This window comes from Methylobacterium radiodurans (genome assembly GCF_003173735.1).
GTDB classification, from domain to species: domain Bacteria; phylum Pseudomonadota; class Alphaproteobacteria; order Rhizobiales; family Beijerinckiaceae; genus Methylobacterium; species Methylobacterium radiodurans.
Map to the genome: position 1 here is coordinate 4,615,258 of NZ_CP029551.1, position 15,636 is coordinate 4,630,893.

Here is a 15,636-nt window from a genome sequence, read left to right on the forward strand (position 1 = left end):
CAAGCGCCGCGCCCCCGCCTTGGTTCCGCGCGGTCCGGGCGCACTCAGGCCTTGGCGGCGATCGCCTCGGCCTCCGGCACCGGAGCCGGTTCGGGCTCGGCCGCGCCCTCCTTCAGGGCGATCAGCGCGAGGCAGAGCAGCGCCACCGGGATGCCGATGCCGGCGGACGCCGCGAAGAAGATCGGATAGCCCATCGCATCGACCATGAAGCCCGAGAAGCCGCCCACGAACTTGCCGGGCAGCGCGTAGAGCGAGGAGAGCAGCGCGTACTGCGTCGCCACGAAGGCGGGCGATGCGAGGCTCGACATGTAGGCAATCAGCGCCGTGCCGGCGAAGTTGCCTGCGAAATTGTCGATCGAGATGCTGAGCACGAACAGCATCGTGTCGTGGCCCGAGAGGGCGAGCCAGGAGAACATCAGGTTCGAGGCCGCCGCCACGATGCCGCCGAACAGGAGCGAGGCCTGGAGCCCGAAGCGGATCACCGCCCAGCCCCCGGCCAGCGCCCCCACCACCCCGACGATCACGCCGTAGACCTTGGTGACGTTGGCGATCTCGGTGAGGGTGAAGCCCTGCTCGATGTAGAAGGGCTGGGCCATCACGCCCGAGATGATGTCGGGCAGGCGGTAGAGCATGATGAGCGCCAGGATCAGCACCAGCCGGGCGCCTTTCCGACGGACGAGGTCCGAGAAGGGATCGACCACCGCGACCCGGAGCGTCGTGCCGAGCGAGCGGCGCTCGCCCTCGACGGTGACCGGATCCTGGCGCGGGGCCAGGAAGGCGGCGGTCAGGCCGACCAGCATCAGCGCCGCCATCGCCCCGTAGGCGAGGCTCCAGCCCGCGCCTTGCGCGATGTAGAGGGCGCCCGCCCCCGCGAAGGCCCGGGCGATGGCGTAGCCGAGCTGGTAGGCGGCCAGCATCACGCCCTGCCGCTCGGTCGGCGCGGCGTCGATGCGCCAGGAATCGACCACGATGTCCTGCGTCGCTGAGGCAAAGGCGGTGACGAGCGCGCAGATCACCATGAAGCTGAGCGAGGCGGCCGGGTCGCCCTGGCTCATGCCGAGAAGGCCCGCCGCGACGACCACCTGCGACAGCACCATCCAAGAGCGACGGCGCCCGAGCCGGCGGGAGAGGAACGGCAGGTCGGCCCGGTCGATCACCGGGGCCCAGAGGAACTTCAGCGAGTAGGCGAAGGAGACGTAGGAGAGCAATCCGATGCTGGTGCGCTGGATGCCGGCGGTGGCCAGCCATGCTGAGAGCGTCGAGAACACGAGCAGGATCGGCAGGCCGCAGGCGAAGCCCAGCGCCAGCATCAGGGCGATGCGCGCGTCCTCCAGCACGTCGCGCAGGCGCAGGCGCGGCCTGACGGAGGCGGGCCGCGGCGCGGCTTTCGTTCCTGTGTGCATCGCCGTTCTGCCTGCCATGGAATGGAACTCCTCACAGCCATGCGCCTTGTCCCGCAGGACCGTGGCCGACTTGCGGAAGCGAGCGGATCGCGGGCGGTCGACGCGATCGACATGACGGGGGAATCATGCTCGACCTTTCGTTAACGGCTTTGCCGAAAACTGGTCCTTGAGATGCACGGCCGGGGGAACGACCGCTTCCGGGGTCCGGACGCGCGCGCTGTGGCTGGCGTCACGGACGGTTGCAGCATGACGCAGGACAGCGCCCACTCGCCGACGATCGCGCCGGCAACCTTCGCGCTCGCCTTCGACACGAGCCCGACGCCGATGCTCGTGACGGATGCGCGCGCCCCCGACAACCCCATCATCTGGGTCAACGACGCCTTCCTGGCCCAGACCGGCTACGCACGCGCGGAATTGGTCGGCCGCAACTGCCGCATGCTGCAGGGGGCGGAGACGGATAGCCGGGAGGTCGCGCGCATGCGCGCGGCCCTGGCCGCGGCCGAGCCGGTCGCCGTCGAGATCCTGAACTACCGAAAGGACGGCACGCCGTTCTGGAACGGCATGACCATCAACCCGATCCGGGACGCGGCGGGCGACATCGCCTACTTCTTCGCCGCCCAGGCCGACATGACCGACAAGCGCCGGGCGGAGACGGCGATGCGCGGCACCAACGACGAGTTGGAGCGGCAGGTCGGTGAGCGCACCGCCGACCTGGAATACGCGCTGGCCCAGAAGACCGCGCTGCTGCACGAAGTCGATCACCGGGTGAAGAACAACCTGCAGGTGATCTCCTCGCTGATGCTGCTGAAGGCACGCCGCACGCCCGAGGGCGAGGCGCGGGACGCCCTGCAGAACATGGCTGAGCGCATCGGCGCGCTCTCGACGGCGCACCGGATGCTCTACTCGTCCGGCGACGTCGCGCATTTCAATCTCAGCGACTTCACGGGCGACTTCCTCTCCGATCTCGAGGCGGGGCTCGACCCCGAACGCACCCGGATCGAGGCAAGGGTCGAGCCGATCGCGGTGGCGGCGGCGATGGCCGCGCCGCTCTCGCTGATGATCCACGAGCTGACCACGAACGCCGTGCGGCACGCCTTCCCGGCCGGCCGGAGCGGGCGCCTCACCGTGAACGCCCACCGCGAGGACGAGACGCTGGTCCTGGTGATCGCCGACGACGGCGTCGGCCTCGCGGCGGCGCCCCCGAACCCGGCGGGCTTCGGCCGCACCCTGGTCGACATGGTGGTGCGGCAGCTGCGCGGCTCGATCGTCTGGGCCGACGGAACGCCCGGCACCCGTGTGGAGATCCGCGTGCCGCTTCGGGGGGCGGCTTGAGATGCGTCGGATCTTCGCGCAGTCTGGCGCCGCTATGGCGGATGTCCCGCATCCGCCGTCGACCGGGCCGAGAGCGGAACGCCACCCGGTCCAGGGATCGCATGAGGCTCCATGACGGCTGACTCCATGACGGCTGACGCTGGACCATCGAGCTCCCCGCTCCGGATTCTCGTGGTCGAGGACGAGGCGCTCATCGCGCTCGAACTCGAATGCCTCTTGGACGATCTGGGCTATGTGACGGTCGGCGTCGCCTGTAATTCCAGCGAGGCCATCGCGGTCGGCCGCGCCACCGCGCCGGACGTGGCGCTCGTCGACATCCACTTGGTCGACGGCCCGACCGGGGTGGAGGTGGCGCGGGCGCTCGCCGCCGACCCGCGCACGACAGTCGTGTTCATGACCGCCAACGCCAAGCGCATCCCGGACGATTTTGCGGGCGCCTTGGGGGTGATCGCGAAGCCCTATTCCGAGCGCGTGGTAGCGAGCACCCTCGCCTACGTGGCGGGCTGCCGCGCCGGCCATCCGCCGGTCTCCTGCCCCGACGGTTTCCACCCCGCACCCGCCTTCGCGGCCGCGCACTGATAGGGTCTCCGGACCGGAGGTTCGGTTCTGCCGAGCCTCTCCGATCCAGAGTGGAGGCGGGTCCCCTCTCCCGTATGGAAGAGGGGCGGGGAGCAGTTTGAATGCGACCCGAAGTGCGCAAGTCACTCTCCCGACGCGGTCGAGACCGGATGTGCGGATCCGGGCGCCCCGCAGGCGCGGAGCCGGTCAGGCCTCGGCCCGCGCCCGCTTGAGGCGATAGAGCGCGTCCAGCGCCTCCCGCGGCGTGAGCGCGTCCGGGTCGATCGCGTCCAGGAGGAGCCCCAGCGCGTCGTCCGCCGGTTCTGGCTCGGGCGGCGGGGGCGGCGGCGCGAGGGCGGCGAAGAGCGGCAGGTCGTCGATGCGCGGGCGGCCGGGACGGTCGTGCTCGGCCTTCTCCAGGCCCTTCAGGATCGCGCCGGCCCGCGCCACCACGGCGGCGGGGAGCCCGGCGAGGCGGGCGACCTGCAGGCCGTAGCTGCGCTCGGCCACGCCCGGCACCACCTCGTGCAGGAACACCACCTCGCCCCGGTGCTCGGCCACCTTGAGGGTCGCGTTGTCGAGCCGGGCCAGCCGCTGGCCGAGCGCCGTCAGCTCGTGGAAATGCGTGGCGAACAGCGCCCGGCAGGCGTTCGACTCGTGCAGGTGCTCCAGGCAGGCCCAGGCGATCGAGAGCCCGTCGAAGGTCGCGGTGCCTCGCCCGATCTCGTCGAGGATGACCAGCGAGCGCCGGGTCGCCTGGTTCAGGATCGCGGCGGTCTCGACCATCTCGACCATGAAGGTCGAGTGGCCGCGCGCGAGGTCGTCGGCCGCCCCGACCCGTGAGAACAGCCGGTCGACCCGCCCGATCCGGGCCTCGGCCGCCGGCACGAAGCTGCCGATCTGCGCCAGCACCGCGATGAGCGCGTTCTGGCGCAGGAAGGTCGATTTGCCGCCCATGTTCGGGCCGGTGATCAGGCGGATCCGCCCGCGCGTGTCGCCCGAGAGGTCGCAATCGTTGGCGATGAAGGCCTCGCCCTGGCGCCGCAACGCCGCCTCGACCACCGGGTGACGCCCGGCCGTCACCGCGAAGCTCAGGGAATCGTCCACCACCGGGCGGCGCCAGTCGAGCTCGACCGCGAGCTCCGCGTGGCTCGCCGCCACGTCGAGCCGGGCCAGCGCCTCCGCGGTCTCGGCGATGGCCTCGGCGCCCGCCAGCACGCGGCCCGCAAGATCCTCGAACACCGCGCTCTCCAGCGCCAGCACCCGGTCGGAGGCGCCGGAGATCTTCGATTCGAGCTCGCCGAGTTCCACGCTGGTGAAGCGCATCGCGTCCACCATGGTCTGGCGGTGCACGAAGTCCTGCATCAGCCCCTTGAGGCAGGCCTCGCCCACCGATTGCGGCACCTCGATGAAGTAGCCGAGCATGTTGTTGTGCTTGATCCGGAGCGTGCGGCAGCCCGTCTCCTCGGCGTAGCGGGCCTGGAGCGCCGCGATGACCTTGCGCGAATCCTGGCCCAGCGCCCGTGCCTCGTCGATCTCGGGGTGGTAGCCGGCCCGCACGAAATTGCCGTCGCGGCGGTTCAGCGGCAGCTCGTCGGCGAGCGCCGCCCGCAGGGTCTCCACGAGGTCGGCGTCGATCCGGGCGAGCCGCCGCGCGAGCCGCGCCAGGGCGTCGGGCAGGTCGGGCTCCGCGCCGAGCCGAGCCCCGAGCGCCGCCGCCACGTCGAGGCCGTCGCGGATCGCCGCGAGGTCGCGGGGCCCCGCCCGGCCGAGGCCCGTGCGCGACAGGGCCCGGGCGATGTCGGGCGCGCGGGCGAGCGTGTCGCGCAAGGTCCCGCGCAAGCACGGCTCCTCGGCGAGGCGGGCCACCGCCTCCTGCCGGCGCGCGATGGCGGCGAGGTCCGTGAGCGGGCCGGCCAGGTGCTCGGCCAGCAGCCGCGCGCCGTTCGCCGTCACGGTTCGGTCGATGGCGTCGAGCAGGCTGCCCTGGCGCTCGCCGGAGAGCGTGCGGGTGAGTTCGAGATTGGCCCGCGTCGCCGCGTCGATGCTGAGCGTCGCCCCGCCGGCCTCGCGGGTCGGCACTTGGAGCGGCGGCCGCGCGGCGAGCTGCGTACGGGCGATGTAGAGGAGTGCGGCGCCCGCCGCCGCGATCTCGGCCCGGCTGAACTGGCCGAAGCCCTCCAGCGTCGAGACGCCGTACTGCTCGCGGATGCGCCGCTCGGCTGCGGCCGGCTCCAACTCGCCCTGCGGCAGCGGCACGATTGCCGCGCGGGTCTCCTGCCAGACGCGCGCCAGAGCCGGGTCGGCGTGGAGCGCTTCGGAGAGCACGATCTCGCGCGGGTCGTGCCGGCTGATCGCGCCGGAGAGTTCCTGGCCCGAGACCTCGCTCAGCGAGAATCGCCCGGTCGAGATGTCCACCGCCGCGAGCCCGTAGGCGTGGGCGGTCTCCGAGAGCTTGCGGCGGCCGATGGCGAGCAGCAGGTTCGCCCGCGCCGGATCGAGCAGCCGGTCCTCCGTGATGGTGCCGGGGGTGACGAGCCGCACGACCTCGCGCCGCACCACCGATTTCGGGCCCCGGCGCTTGGCCTCGGCCGGATCCTCCGTCTGCTCGCAGACCGCGACGCGGTGGCCGAGGGCGATCAGGCGGCTGAGATAGTCGTCGGCCCGCTCCACCGGCACGCCGCACATCGGGATGTCGGCGCCGCCGTGCTTGCCCCGCTTCGTCAGCACGATGCCGAGCGCCCGCGAGGCCGTCTCCGCGTCGGCGAAGAACAGCTCGTAGAAGTCGCCCATCCGGTAGAACAGCAGGCAGTCCGGGTTGGCCGCCTTGATCTCGATGTACTGCGCCATCATGGGCGTCGCGCCGGAGAGGTCGGGCGCGGGCGCCGCCTCCGGGCTGCTGGCGATCTGACGGGCGGCGGTGCTGCGGGCCATGCCCCGTTCTACCAGAGGCGGGCCGTCGAATCAGGCGCGGGTCGCCGCATCGCTGGGGAGAAGCGCGGCCGCTCAACGGAGAGGGGCCGCCGCTCGCGCGGCAGCCCCTCGGACCCCTCGAAACAGAAGCGTCGGATCAGTAGCGCGGGCCGCCCGTGGTGTTGCCGAGCTGCTGCTTGTAGCCGGGGCGCTCCGGGTTGCGGGCGTTCGGGTTGCCGTACCGCATGGTGTTCAGGCGGCGCATCCGGCGCTCGGCCCGGGTCGAGTGATGGCGGTAGCGGTGGTGATGGCGGTAGGCGACCGACTCGACGCTGTCGGAGGCCGTGACACCGGCCGGAACCGTGAGCGGAGCGGCCGAGGCGGGCAGCGCGGCGAGGCCGCCGAGCAGCAGGCCGGTCGCCAGGGTGAGGGCAATGCGCGTCATGTCAGTCTCCACGTCGCGCAGGCTGCGCGCGTCGAGCCGACAAGTCATTCCAACTTCTGCGGTTCCAGCGCGATCTGCAAAAATTCCTCACTTTTCGGTGCATTTTCCGCGGACGATTGCTGAGGTCTGAACGTGAGCCGTCCCGGCGCTCTGCGTGCAGCCTTGCGCATCCCGGCGTTGCTCGACCGATTGCCTTGCGGACGCGGGCGCGCCATCACCGCCGCGATGGCCCCGACCCCTTCGTCCTCCCTGCCGATCGACGCGGTGCTGCCGCGCCTGCGCGCGGCCCTGGCGGAACGCGCGAGCGCCGTGCTGGTCGCTCCGCCGGGCGCCGGCAAGACCACCCGTGTGCCGCTCGACCTTCTCGACGCGCCCTGGCTCGGCGACCGGCGCGTCATCCTGCTGGAGCCGCGGCGCCTCGCCGCCCGCGCGGCGGCCGAGCGCATGGCCGCGACGCTCGGCGAGCGCGTCGGCGACACGGTCGGCCTGCGCGTGCGCCTCGGTTCGAAGATCTCGGGCCGCACCCGGATCGAGGTGGTGACCGAGGGCGTGTTCACCCGGATGATCCTCGACGATCCAGAACTCGCGCGCTTCGGCGCCGTGCTGTTCGACGAGTTCCACGAGCGCTCGCTCGACGCCGATCTCGGCCTCGCGCTCGCCCTCGACGCGCAGGGCGCCCTGCGGGAGGACCTGCGGGTGCTGGTGATGTCGGCGACCCTCGACGGGGCGCGGGTCGCGGGGCTCCTGGGCGACGCGCCCGTGATCGCCTCGGAGGGCCGCGCCTTCCCGGTCGAGACCCGCTACGTCGAGCGCGACCCGAACCTGCGGATCGAGGCGGCAATGGCCGACCTGATCCTCAGGGCGCTGCGGGCCGATCCCGGCTCGGTCCTCGCCTTCCTGCCGGGCCAGGCCGAGATCCGCCGGGTGGCGGAGGCGCTCGAGGGACGCGTCGGGCCGGAGGTCGACGTGGCGCCGCTCTACGGGGCCCTGACCCCGGCCGAGCAGGACCGGGCTGTCTCTCCGGCCGCGCGCGGCCGTCGCAAGGTGGTACTCGCGACCTCGATCGCGGAGACATCGCTGACCATCGAGGGCGTGCGCATCGTGGTCGATTCCGGCCTTGCCCGGGTACCCCACTACGAGCCCGGCCTCGGGCTCACCCGCCTCGTGACCGTGCGCGCCTCGCGCGCCTCGGTCGACCAGCGCCGGGGCCGCGCTGGCCGCACCGAGCCCGGCGTGTGCTGGCGCCTCTGGTCCGAGGCCGCGACCGGCGCGCTCGACCCGTTCGGGCGGCCCGAGATCCTGGCGGCGGACCTGGCCGGGCTGGTGCTCGATTGCGCCGCCTGGGGCGTGGCCGACCTGACCACCCTCGCCTTTCTCGACGCGCCGCCCGCGCCCGCGCTCCGCGAGGCGCGGGCGATGCTCGCCGACCTCGACGCCCTCGACGCGGACGGGCGCCTGACCGCCGCCGGCCGGCGCCTGCGCGCCCTGCCGCTGCCGCCGCGCCTCGCCCGCATGCTGGTGAGCGCCGCCGATCGCGGGCAGGCCCGCGCCGCCGCGGATCTCGCCGCCGTGCTGGTCGAGCGGGGACTCGGGGGCGACGCGGTCGATCTCGCCGAGCGGCTGGACCGCTTCCGCCGCGACCGCGGCCAGCGCGCCGCCGACATGCGGCGGCTCGGCGCCGGCTGGGCGAAGCTCGCGGGCGGGAATGATGCCGCCGAACCCGCCGACATCGGCTCGCTCCTGGCCCTCGCCTATCCGGACCGGGTCGCGAAGGGGCGCGGGCGGGACGGCGAGTTCGTGATGGCGAACGGCCGGGCCGGGCGCCTCGACCCCGCTGCCGCGCTGGCGCGCGAGCCGTTCGTCGTAGTCGCCGACCTCGCGGGCGCGGCCGGCAATGCCCGCATTCTCGCCGCCGCCGCGATCGCCCTGGAGTCGATCGAGGCCGGGTTCGCCGACCGCATCGTGGCGGCCACGCAGGTGAGCTTCGATCCGCAGGCCCGGGCGCTGCGCGCCCGCGCCCTGCGGCGGCTCGGTGCGATCACGCTGGGCGAGCGCACCCTGCCGGTGCCGGCCGACCTGGAGTCGGCCGCGATCCTCGCCCGCGGCGTCGTCGGGCTCGGCCTCGATCGCCTGCCCTGGACGCCCGCCCTGCGGCAATGGCTCGCCCGCGCCCGTTTCCTGCACGCGGCCGAGGGCGAGCCCTGGCCGGACCTCTCCGACGCGGTGCTCGCCGCGACGGCGGCGGACTGGCTCGCCCCGGAGATCGTCGGCCGCACCGGCCTCGACGCGATCACGGCGGACGATCTGGGCCGCGCGCTGCACGGTCTGCTCGACTGGTCCTTGCGTGCCCGCATGGACGCGGCGGCGCCGACCCATGTGGAGGTGCCGACCGGCTCGCGCATCCCGGTCGATTACGAGGCGGAAGGCGGCCCGGTGCTCGCCGTGCGGGTGCAGGAGCTGTTCGGTCTCGACCGGCATCCCTCGGCCGGCGGACGGCCCCTCGTGCTCCACCTGCTCTCACCGGCCCAGCGCCCGATCCAGATCACCCGCGACCTGCCGGGCTTCTGGCGCGGGTCCTGGGCCGCGGTGCGGACCGAGATGCGCGGGCGCTACCCACGCCATCCCTGGCCGGAGGACCCACTAGCCGAGGCGCCGACCCGGCGGGCCAAGCCACGGGGGACGTGAGACGCGGCGGGACACAAGGCCGAGCTTGCCGCTAGGATGACCGCATGAGCGATGCCCCTGACACATTCGACGCGCCCGCCGGCTGGGAGCTTATCCGCGATTCCGGCTTCATCGCCCATGTCGGCCCGGTCTATCGCCGGGCGGATGGGGCCTACGCCTTCCGGGCGGCGGAGAAGCACGCCAACCTGATCCGGGTCGTGCACGGCGGCATGCTGATGAGCTTCGCCGATCGGGCGCTCGGCGAGACCGCGATGGCGGCGGCCGACGGGGCCAACTGCGTCACCGTGCAGATGGAGATGCAGTTCATCGACGCGGCCCGGCTCGGCGACTGGATCGAGACCCGGCCGGAGGTTCTGCGGCGCACCGGCTCGCTGGTCTTCCTGCGCACCGACCTCATGGCGGCCGAGCGACGGGTTGCGTACGCCTCGGGCGTCTGGAAGATCCTGCGCCGCCGGCCCGATGCCGCGGGCGCCTGAGCGCGCTATCTCCAGCTCATGTCCGCCACGACCGACGCTCCAGGAGACCCGACGCTCGCCCGGCTCAGCGCAGCCCTGGCGGGCCTGCCGAAGCGCGGGCCCGCGCCGGTCCACCTCTGGGACCCGCCCTATTGCGGGGCGATCGACATCCGCATCGCCGCCGACGGCACGTGGTTCCACAACGGCAGCCCGATCCGCCGCGAGCGGATGGTCCGGCTGTTCGCCTCGATCCTGCGGGCGGAGCCGGACGGCGCCATCCGCATGGTCACGCCGGTCGAGAGCGTGGGCATCACCGTTGATGACGCGCCGTTCGTGGCCGTCGAGATGGCGGTGGAGGGGGACGGCGCGGACCGCCGCATCAGCTTCCGGACCAACGTGGACGACCTCGTCGCGGTCGGGCCCGATCACCCGCTGCGCTTCGAGCAGGCGGAGGGGGGTGCGCTGAAGCCCTACCTTCTGGTGCGCGGCGGCCTCTGGGCCCTGGTGAGCCGGGCGCTGACCTACGACCTCGTTGCGATGGCCGAGGAGCGCGCGCTCGACGGCCGGCCCTGGCTCGGCCTCCAGGCCGGCGGCCTGTTCCACCCCATCGCGCCCGCCGAGGCGGCGTGAGCCTCGATCGCGCCGGCTTCCTCGCGGCCTGTGCCGAGCACCTCGCGCGGGTGCCGCCCGGCCCCGACGACCCGACCTCGAATCCGCGCGGCGACCACAGCCTGGACCCGGACGGCAGCGCCGTGGTCCCGCCTCCGCCCCATCGCCGCGCCGCCGTGCTGGTGCCGGTGGTGGCGCGCCCCGAGGGCCTGGTCCTCGTCCTCACCCAGCGCGCCGCGCATCTGCGCGACCATTCCGGGCAGGTCGCCCTGCCGGGCGGCAAGATCGAGCCGGGCGAGAGCCCGCTCGACGCGGCGCTCCGCGAGGCCCGCGAGGAGATCGGGCTCGCCCCGGAGGCCGTGCGCCCGCTCGGCTACCTCGACCCCTATCTCTCGGGCACTGGCTTTCTCGTGACCCCGGTGATCGGGCTGGTCGATGCGGAGGCGGCCTTCCGGCCGAACCCGGACGAGGTGGCCGACGTTTTCGAGGTGCCCCTCGCCTTCCTGATGGAGGCGGCGCGCTACGAGTTGCGCGCCCGCGAATGGCAGGGGCGCACCCGGTACTTCTACGCCCTCCCCTTCGGCGGGCGCCTGATCTGGGGCGTCACCGCCGGCATCCTGCACAACTTGCGCGAACGGCTCGCGCGTTAGCAGAGTCCGAGCCCTCCGTCGCCACGACCGCCATGCTGCGCCGCCTCATCGAAGAATTCGGGATCTTCCTCGTCCCCTTCGCGCTGTTCTGCGCCTACCTGCTCGTGACGGGCCGCAACCCGCTGCGCCGGGCGCACTGGGACGGCCAGAGCCTGCGGCTGGGGCTCGCGGGCCTCGCCCTGGTCATCGCCTCGCTGGTCTATACGGGCCTGTTCTCCGAGCGTAGCAGCGGCGGCTACGTGCCGGCCCACATGGAGAACGGGCGGCTCGTGCCGGGGCAGTTCCGCTGATGCAGGATCTCAATCGGCATAACCTCGACGCGCGGGGCCTCGCGCGCCTGCGCGAGCGGCCAGGCGTGCGGGCGGCGCTCGCCGCGCTGGCCGGTCCCGGCGCCGAGACGCGCCTCGTCGGCGGCTGCGTGCGCGACGCGCTGCTCGGCCGCGACGCAGCCGACATCGATCTGGCGACCACCCATCTGCCCGAGGCCGTGATGGAGCGGACCCGCGCCGCCGGCCTGAAGGCGGTGCCGACCGGGATCGAGCACGGAACCGTCACGGTGATCGCGGCCGGCGAGCCAATCGAGGTGACCACGCTGCGCGAGGATGTCGAGACCGACGGCCGGCACGCGGTGGTGCGCTTCGGCGGCGACTTCGCGCAGGATGCCGCGCGGCGCGACTTCACCGTCAACGCCCTCTCCCTCGACGCTGAGGGGCGCCTGCACGACACAACGGATGGCGTCGCGGATCTCGCGGCGGGCCGCGTCCGCTTCATCGGCGATCCGGCGACCCGGATCCGCGAGGACGCCCTGCGGATCCTGCGCTTCTTCCGCTTCCACGCCCGCTTCGGCGGAGGGGCGCCGGACGCCCAGGCCCTCGCCGCCTGCATCGCGGCGCGCGACAGCCTCGACCGGCTGTCGCGCGAGCGGGTGCGGGCCGAGTTCCTGAAGCTGCTGGCGGCGCCGGGCGCACTCGCGATGGTCGCCGTCCTGAGCGAGACGGGTCTGCTCGCCCGCATCCTGGGCGGGGTCGGCGAACTCGGCCGCCTGGACCGGGCGCTCGCGGCCGGCCAGCCGGCGCCGCTCGCGGCTTTGGCGGTTCTGACCCGCGAGGATGCCGAGCGGCTGCGCGAGCGCCTGCGCCTGTCCAACGCCGAGCATCAGGAACTCGACCGCTACGCCGCCGCGCTCGCCGCCGCCCGCAGCCGCGACACGCTCACCGAGCCCGAGATCCGGGCGCTCGCCGCCGTCCACGGGCTCGATGCGGCGGCGGGCGCGCTCGCCGTGATGGCGGGCGAGCCGCGCCCCGCCCTCCCCCGGGACGCCGGCGTCATCCTGGAGGCTCTTCGCGTCGGACCGCCTCTGATCCTGCCGGTGACGGGCGCCGACCTCGTCGAGCGCGGCCTCGCGCCGGGCCGCGCAGTCGGGCAGGCGCTCGCCCGCGCCCGTGCCCGCTGGCTCGCGCTGGGCTGCCCGCTCGACCCGGAGAGCCGGGAAGCGCTCATCACCCACGCGCTCGACGGGACGGCGATCTAGATCAGACACTAAAAAGCCCGCCGCGACGGTCCCTGAGGAGCGTTGCGGCGGGCCCGTGATCGAAGCTCGACCGATGCGGACGGGATCAGAGCCGCAGGAGATTCTTGGTCTCTTGGAGCTGCACGATCTGCGCGTTCAGCTCCTGGCGCTTCTGCTGGTCCTCGGTCGCGTCATAGGCGAGCTGGGCCGCCTCGATGTCGCGATCGATCGATTCCGGCGTCAGCTCCTCGATCGGAGCGGCGCGCTCCGCTAGGACCGTCACGCTCGTCGGACCGACATCCGCAAAGCCGCCGCGCACGTAGATGCGCTTGCCGCTGCCCTGGGCCTCCGTGACCACGATGACGCCGACCCGCAGGGTGGTAAGCACCGGCGCGTGGCCCGGCAGCACGGTCATCTCACCCTCGGAGCCGGGCAGCTGCACCGACTCGACCTCGCCGGAATACAGCGTCCGCTCGGGGCCGACGAAATCGAAGTGGAAGGTGGCCATCGCCTGAACTGTTCCCGGGTCCGAGAGGCTCGCCCGGCCCGCTCACGGGCCGGAGCCGATAGGGCGCCCCTCCCCGGCGACGGGGAGGGACCAAGGCTGCCTTAGGCGGCGGCCTTCAGCTTCTTGGCCTTCTCCTGGGCCTCCTCGATGGTGCCGACCATGTAGAAGGCGGCCTCGGGGAGGTCGTCGTAGTCGCCGTTCACCAGGCCCTTGAAGCCCTTGATGGTGTCTTCCAGCGCGACCTGCTTGCCGGGCGAGCCGGTGAACACCTCGGCCACCGAGAAGGGCTGCGAGAAGAAGCGCTCGATCTTGCGGGCGCGGGCCACCGTCAGCTTGTCCTCCTCGGACAGCTCGTCCATGCCCAGGATCGCGATGATGTCCTGGAGCGCCTTGTAGCGCTGCAGGGTCTGCTGGACGCGGCGCGCGACCGAGTAGTGCTCCTCGCCGAGGATGGTCGGCGAGAGCATGCGCGAGGTGGAGTCGAGCGGGTCCACCGCCGGGTAGATGCCCTTCTCGGCGATCGAGCGCGACAGCACGGTCGTGGCGTCGAGGTGGGCGAACGAGGCGGCGGGCGCCGGGTCGGTCAGGTCGTCGGCCGGCACGTAGATGGCCTGCACCGAGGTGATCGAGCCCTTGGTGGTGGTGGTGATGCGCTCCTGCAGGGCGCCCATGTCGGTGGCGAGCGTCGGCTGGTAGCCCACGGCCGAGGGGATGCGGCCGAGAAGCGCCGACACCTCGGAGCCCGCCTGCGTGAAGCGGAAGATGTTGTCGACGAAGAAGAGCACGTCCTGGCCCTCGTCGCGGAACTGCTCCGCGATGGTCAGGCCGGTGAGCGCAACGCGCGAGCGGGCGCCCGGCGACTCGTTCATCTGGCCATAGACCAGGGCGCACTTGGAGCCCTCGGCCGAGCCGTTGTTCTCCTTCGGGTTCTTGTTGACGTTGGACTCGATCATCTCGTGGTAGAGATCGTTGCCCTCGCGGGTGCGCTCACCCACGCCGGCGAAGACCGAGTAGCCCGAGTGCACCTTCGCGATGTTGTTGATCAGCTCCATGATCAGCACGGTCTTGCCGACGCCGGCGCCGCCGAACAGGCCGATCTTGCCGCCCTTGGCGTAGGGGGCGAGCAGGTCCACCACCTTGATGCCCGTGACGAGGATCTGCGCCTCGGTCGACTGGTCGGCGTAGGGGGGAGCGGGCTGGTGGATGGCGCGGTAGGTGTCGGTGACGACCGGACCGGCCTCGTCGATCGGCTCGCCGATGACGTTCATGATGCGGCCGAGCGTGTTCATGCCGACCGGCACCTTGATGGGCTCGCCGGTATCCGTGCACTCCTGGCCGCGGGTCAGGCCCTCGGAGGTGTCCATCGCGATGCAGCGGACGGTGTTCTCGCCGAGCTGCTGGGCCACCTCGAGCACGAGGCGGGAGCCGTTGTTCTTGGTCTCGAGGGCGTTCAGGATCTCCGGCAGGTGGCCGTCGAACTGCACGTCGACGACCGGGCCGATGACCTGGGTGATCTTGCCGACCTTGTTGGAGCCGGTGCCGGGGAGAGCGGTGCTGGCCATGTGTGCGGACCCTTCAATTCCGTGGCGGACGGAGCGCGCTCAGCGCGCTCGGGATTCGTTTCAGGATCAGAGCGCCTCGGCGCCCGAGATGATCTCGATGAGTTCCTTGGTGATCATGGCCTGACGCGTGCGGTTGTAGACCAGCGTCTGCTTCTTGATCATCTCGCCGGCGTTGCGCGTGGCGGAGTCCATGGCGCTCATGCGGGCGCCCTGCTCGGAGGCGGCGTTCTCCAGGAGCGCGCGGAAGATCTGCACCGTGAGGTTCTTCGGCAGCAGCGCGTCGAGGATCGACTCCTCGTCGGGCTCGAACTCCAGGGCCGCGTCGGAGCCGGGGCCCTTGGCCTGCGCCTCCGGCAGCTCGGCCGGGATGATCTTCTGCGCGGTCGGGATCTGCGAGATCACCGAGCGGAACTCCGCGTAGAACAGGGTGGCGACGTCGAACTCGCCGGCCTCGAAGCGGGCCAGGATGTCCTCGGCGATCTCGGAGGCGAACTCGTAATCGACCGGCTTGTTGCCGCGGATGTCGCGCGAGGCGACGATGTGGTCGCGGAACTGGCGGCGCAGGACGTCGAGGCCCTTCTTGCCGACCGTCATGATCTTGACGGTCTTGCCCTCGGCGAGCAGCCGGTTGGCGTGGTCGCGGGCCAGCCGCGCGATCGAGGAGTTGAAGGCGCCGGCAAGGCCGCGGTCGCCGGTGCAGACCACGAGCAGGTGCACCCGGTCCTGGCCGGTGCCCGAGAGCAGGCGCGGAGCGCCGACGCCGCCGACGAGGTTGCCCGCGAGGTTGCCGAGCACCGCTGCCATCTTCTCGGCGTAGGGGCGGCCGTTCTCGGCGGCCATCTGGGCGCGCCGGAGCTTGGCGGCGGCGACCATCTGCATGGCCTTGGTGATCTTCTGCGTCGCCTTCACCGAGGTGATGCGGTTCCGCAGGTCCTTCAAACTCGGCATCGAAGCGGTCCGGTGGTCTCAAGGGCCAGAGGCGGGGGCGCCCGATGGTGCCCCCGCA

At 72.4% G+C, this 15,636-nt stretch carries 14 protein-coding genes; 8 read left to right on the forward strand and 6 right to left on the reverse strand.

Annotated features, from left to right (window positions below; genetic code table 11):
* Positions 1–44: 44 nt before the first annotated feature.
* On the reverse strand, positions 45–1,403 hold the full coding sequence (locus DK427_RS21665; RefSeq protein ID WP_245930668.1) for an AmpG family muropeptide MFS transporter: 1,359 nt from the start codon (positions 1,401–1,403) through the stop codon (positions 45–47).
* Positions 1,404–1,649: 246 nt separating this feature from the next.
* On the opposite strand from DK427_RS21665, the gene DK427_RS21670 reads away from it, so the two are divergent.
* Positions 1,650–2,735 (forward strand): PAS domain-containing protein, encoded by a 1,086-nt coding sequence (locus DK427_RS21670; RefSeq protein WP_109954309.1) that lies wholly within the window; start codon positions 1,650–1,652, stop codon positions 2,733–2,735.
* Positions 2,736–2,846: 111 nt separating this feature from the next.
* On the forward strand, positions 2,847–3,314 hold the full coding sequence (locus DK427_RS21675) for a response regulator (RefSeq protein ID WP_245930669.1): 468 nt from the start codon (positions 2,847–2,849) through the stop codon (positions 3,312–3,314).
* Positions 3,315–3,500: 186 nt separating this feature from the next.
* Here DK427_RS21675 and mutS read toward each other — a convergent pair whose 3' ends face one another.
* Complete coding sequence (gene mutS / locus DK427_RS21680; RefSeq protein WP_109953184.1) at positions 3,501–6,227, reverse strand: DNA mismatch repair protein MutS; 2,727 nt, start codon at positions 6,225–6,227, stop codon at positions 3,501–3,503.
* A 136-nt stretch (positions 6,228–6,363) separates the two neighbouring features.
* Positions 6,364–6,651: a hypothetical protein gene (locus DK427_RS21685; protein WP_109953185.1), complete on the reverse strand. Its 288-nt coding sequence runs from the start codon at positions 6,649–6,651 to the stop codon at positions 6,364–6,366.
* Positions 6,652–6,876: 225 nt separating this feature from the next.
* On the opposite strand from DK427_RS21685, the gene hrpB reads away from it, so the two are divergent.
* From hrpB to DK427_RS21715, 6 genes are read left to right on the forward strand one after another with little or no spacing between them, the layout of a single operon-like run.
* Positions 6,877–9,336 carry an ATP-dependent helicase HrpB gene (gene hrpB, locus DK427_RS21690; RefSeq protein ID WP_109953186.1) on the forward strand — a complete coding sequence of 820 codons (2,460 nt, stop codon included), beginning with the start codon at positions 6,877–6,879 and terminating at the stop codon, positions 9,334–9,336.
* Between the two features lie 44 nt (positions 9,337–9,380).
* Positions 9,381–9,812, forward strand: coding sequence for a PaaI family thioesterase (locus tag DK427_RS21695; protein ID WP_109953187.1), 432 nt, complete (start codon positions 9,381–9,383; stop codon positions 9,810–9,812).
* A gap of 18 nt (positions 9,813–9,830) precedes the next feature.
* Positions 9,831–10,421, forward strand: a complete 591-nt coding sequence (locus DK427_RS21700; protein WP_109953188.1) for a DUF1285 domain-containing protein — start codon at positions 9,831–9,833, stop codon at positions 10,419–10,421.
* Positions 10,418–11,050 (forward strand): CoA pyrophosphatase, encoded by a 633-nt coding sequence (locus DK427_RS21705; RefSeq protein ID WP_109953189.1) that lies wholly within the window; start codon positions 10,418–10,420, stop codon positions 11,048–11,050. The genes DK427_RS21700 and DK427_RS21705 overlap by 4 nt, the downstream gene beginning before the upstream one ends.
* Before the next feature lie 32 nt (positions 11,051–11,082).
* Positions 11,083–11,340: a DUF6111 family protein gene (locus DK427_RS21710; RefSeq protein ID WP_109953190.1), complete on the forward strand. Its 258-nt coding sequence runs from the start codon at positions 11,083–11,085 to the stop codon at positions 11,338–11,340.
* Positions 11,340–12,581 (forward strand): CCA tRNA nucleotidyltransferase, encoded by a 1,242-nt coding sequence (locus DK427_RS21715; RefSeq protein WP_109953191.1) that lies wholly within the window; start codon positions 11,340–11,342, stop codon positions 12,579–12,581. The genes DK427_RS21710 and DK427_RS21715 overlap by 1 nt, the downstream gene beginning before the upstream one ends.
* Positions 12,582–12,666: 85 nt before the next feature.
* Here the strand turns inward: DK427_RS21715 and DK427_RS21720 are convergent, their stop codons facing one another.
* The 3 genes from DK427_RS21720 to DK427_RS21730 form a co-directional block, all read right to left on the reverse strand.
* Positions 12,667–13,068: a F0F1 ATP synthase subunit epsilon gene (locus DK427_RS21720; RefSeq protein ID WP_109953192.1), complete on the reverse strand. Its 402-nt coding sequence runs from the start codon at positions 13,066–13,068 to the stop codon at positions 12,667–12,669.
* A gap of 101 nt (positions 13,069–13,169) precedes the next feature.
* Complete coding sequence (gene atpD / locus DK427_RS21725) at positions 13,170–14,630, reverse strand: F0F1 ATP synthase subunit beta (RefSeq protein ID WP_109953193.1); 1,461 nt, start codon at positions 14,628–14,630, stop codon at positions 13,170–13,172.
* 66 nt (positions 14,631–14,696) lie between these two features.
* Entirely contained in the window at positions 14,697–15,578 is an 882-nt protein-coding gene (locus tag DK427_RS21730; RefSeq protein ID WP_109953194.1) for a F0F1 ATP synthase subunit gamma, read from the reverse strand.
* Positions 15,579–15,636 lie beyond the last annotated feature (58 nt).

Excerpts from the sequence above, each read along its gene's own strand:
- DK427_RS21665 (WP_245930668.1), bottom strand. The coding sequence starts at position 1,403 with ATGCACACAGGAACGAAAGCCGCGCCGCGGCCCGCCTCCGTCAGGCCG.
- DK427_RS21670 (WP_109954309.1), top strand. The coding sequence starts at position 1,650 with ATGACGCAGGACAGCGCCCACTCGCCGACGATCGCGCCGGCAACCTTC.
- DK427_RS21675 (WP_245930669.1), top strand. The coding sequence starts at position 2,847 with ATGACGGCTGACTCCATGACGGCTGACGCTGGACCATCGAGCTCCCCG.
- mutS (WP_109953184.1), bottom strand. The coding sequence starts at position 6,227 with ATGGCCCGCAGCACCGCCGCCCGTCAGATCGCCAGCAGCCCGGAGGCG.
- DK427_RS21685 (WP_109953185.1), bottom strand. The coding sequence starts at position 6,651 with ATGACGCGCATTGCCCTCACCCTGGCGACCGGCCTGCTGCTCGGCGGC.
- hrpB (WP_109953186.1), top strand. The coding sequence starts at position 6,877 with ATGGCCCCGACCCCTTCGTCCTCCCTGCCGATCGACGCGGTGCTGCCG.
- DK427_RS21695 (WP_109953187.1), top strand. The coding sequence starts at position 9,381 with ATGAGCGATGCCCCTGACACATTCGACGCGCCCGCCGGCTGGGAGCTT.
- DK427_RS21700 (WP_109953188.1), top strand. The coding sequence starts at position 9,831 with ATGTCCGCCACGACCGACGCTCCAGGAGACCCGACGCTCGCCCGGCTC.
- DK427_RS21710 (WP_109953190.1), top strand. The coding sequence starts at position 11,083 with ATGCTGCGCCGCCTCATCGAAGAATTCGGGATCTTCCTCGTCCCCTTC.
- DK427_RS21715 (WP_109953191.1), top strand. The coding sequence starts at position 11,340 with ATGCAGGATCTCAATCGGCATAACCTCGACGCGCGGGGCCTCGCGCGC.
- DK427_RS21720 (WP_109953192.1), bottom strand. The coding sequence starts at position 13,068 with ATGGCCACCTTCCACTTCGATTTCGTCGGCCCCGAGCGGACGCTGTAT.
- atpD (WP_109953193.1), bottom strand. The coding sequence starts at position 14,630 with ATGGCCAGCACCGCTCTCCCCGGCACCGGCTCCAACAAGGTCGGCAAG.
- DK427_RS21730 (WP_109953194.1), bottom strand. The coding sequence starts at position 15,578 with ATGCCGAGTTTGAAGGACCTGCGGAACCGCATCACCTCGGTGAAGGCG.